The organism is Blastococcus sp. CT_GayMR19, from assembly GCF_004570385.1.
Classification (GTDB): Bacteria; Actinomycetota; Actinomycetes; order Mycobacteriales; family Geodermatophilaceae; genus Blastococcus_B.
This window is the reverse complement of record NZ_SPQL01000037.1, coordinates 1-1,460: the sequence shown is the minus strand read 5'-3', so window position 1 is coordinate 1,460 and position 1,460 is coordinate 1. Positions and strand designations below refer to the sequence as shown.

Sequence of the window (1,460 nt, the reverse complement as noted above, 5' to 3'; positions counted from 1 at the left end):
CGTCCCCGAAGTTCCACGCCCACGACGTCGGCGACCCCGTCGACGTGTCGGTGAAGGCCACCGTCAACGGCACCGTCCCCGACGCCGGCGACCTCGTGAAACTCGCCACCGGAGCGGTCGGCCCCGGATCGGCCGGGTTCACCGTGACCGTCTGCGCCGCCGACGTGTTGGACCCGCCCGCATTGGTCGCCGTCAACGTCACCTGATACGTGCCGGCCGTGCTGTAGGTGTGCGACGGGTTCTGCGTCGTCGCCGTCCCGCTGTCCCCGAAGTTCCACGCCCACGACGTCGGAGACCCGGTCGAGGTGTCGGTGAACGACACGGTCAACGGCGCCGTCCCCGACGCCGGCGACCTCGTGAAACTCGCAGTCGGCGCCGTCGGCCCCGGCGGGGTGCCACCGGCCGCCGGCCGCAAGGCGCGCAGCCAGCCGGCAGCGGTGGTCGATGAGCCGAGCCGCCACGTCGCGGTGCCCGTGGCGCCCACGGTGGGCCGTGCCTGATAAGCCAACTCGGCCGTCTGTCCGCCCCTGCTCTCGATCGACTCGGTCCAGCTCGTCGGGGGGGTCACGGCCACGGAGGCGCTGTTCGGCCCCACGCCGCCGACGAGCATGGCGCCCGCGGTGGTCGTCGTGACCCCGGGGACCGCAACGGTGTTGCTGTTCGAAGTGTTGACCCTGGTGCGCGCCACCGTGTCGAACGGCGTCGTGGTGTCGACGCCGTGGAAGTCGGTCATGACCGCGTTCCACCGGACCGAGCTGGACAGGCGCCAGGTGTACGACGCCGGCTCGGCGCTCGCCGTGGGGATGACCCGGTAGTAGGCGAACACCCGCGCGCTGTTCCCGACCGCCAGCGGCGAGACCACCGTCGACCAGCCCGCCGGGGCGGCGCTGACCGACGGCGCCCCGTCAGCCGTGATCTGCGCGATGAGGATGTCCCCGTCGACGACCCCGGCCGGCTTCGGGACGACCACCGACGTGCCGGCCGTGGTGCCCGCCGCACTGGTCGACGCCCCCGCGGTCACCGGACCGGCTGCCCGCGCTGGGGGTGCGCCCACCAGCTGTATCGACAGCAGGCCGGCCAGGCAGGCGACCAGCACCCCTGCCGCGCGACTGCGCATCGCGCCCGCTGAGGCGCCCCCCCGTGTCACGGGTCAGCTGAGGGCGGGGCGTAGTGCGCGCAGCCAGCCGGTGGAGGTGTAGGAGCCGCTGAACGTCCACACCGCGTTCCCGGTGACGCCCGCCGCCGGCCGGGCCTGCCCGGCCACCTCGAGGTTCTGCCCGCCGGTCGGCTCCCCCAACTCCACCCAGCCACTCGGCGGCGTCGCCGTGGCGGCGGTGCTGTTGAAGCCCACCCCGCCGATCAGCATCGCCCCGGCCGTGGTCGTGGTCACCCCCGGCACCGTCAGCGACGTGGCCGCCGCCCCGGTCGCCCCCGACGCCGCCGAATCCCACGGATTCCCG

At 74.2% G+C, this 1,460-nt stretch carries 2 protein-coding genes; both read right to left on the bottom strand.

The genetic code is table 11. From position 1 onward, the window contains the following. A partial coding sequence (locus tag E4P39_RS22035) for a PKD domain-containing protein (protein ID WP_135138799.1) occupies nucleotides 1-1,117 on the bottom strand: 1,117 nt, incomplete at its 3' end. Between the two features lie 33 nt (nucleotides 1,118-1,150). Next, nucleotides 1,151-1,460, bottom strand: a 310-nt coding sequence (locus E4P39_RS22030) for a hypothetical protein (RefSeq protein ID WP_209306665.1), incomplete at its 5' end; no start/stop codon positions are given.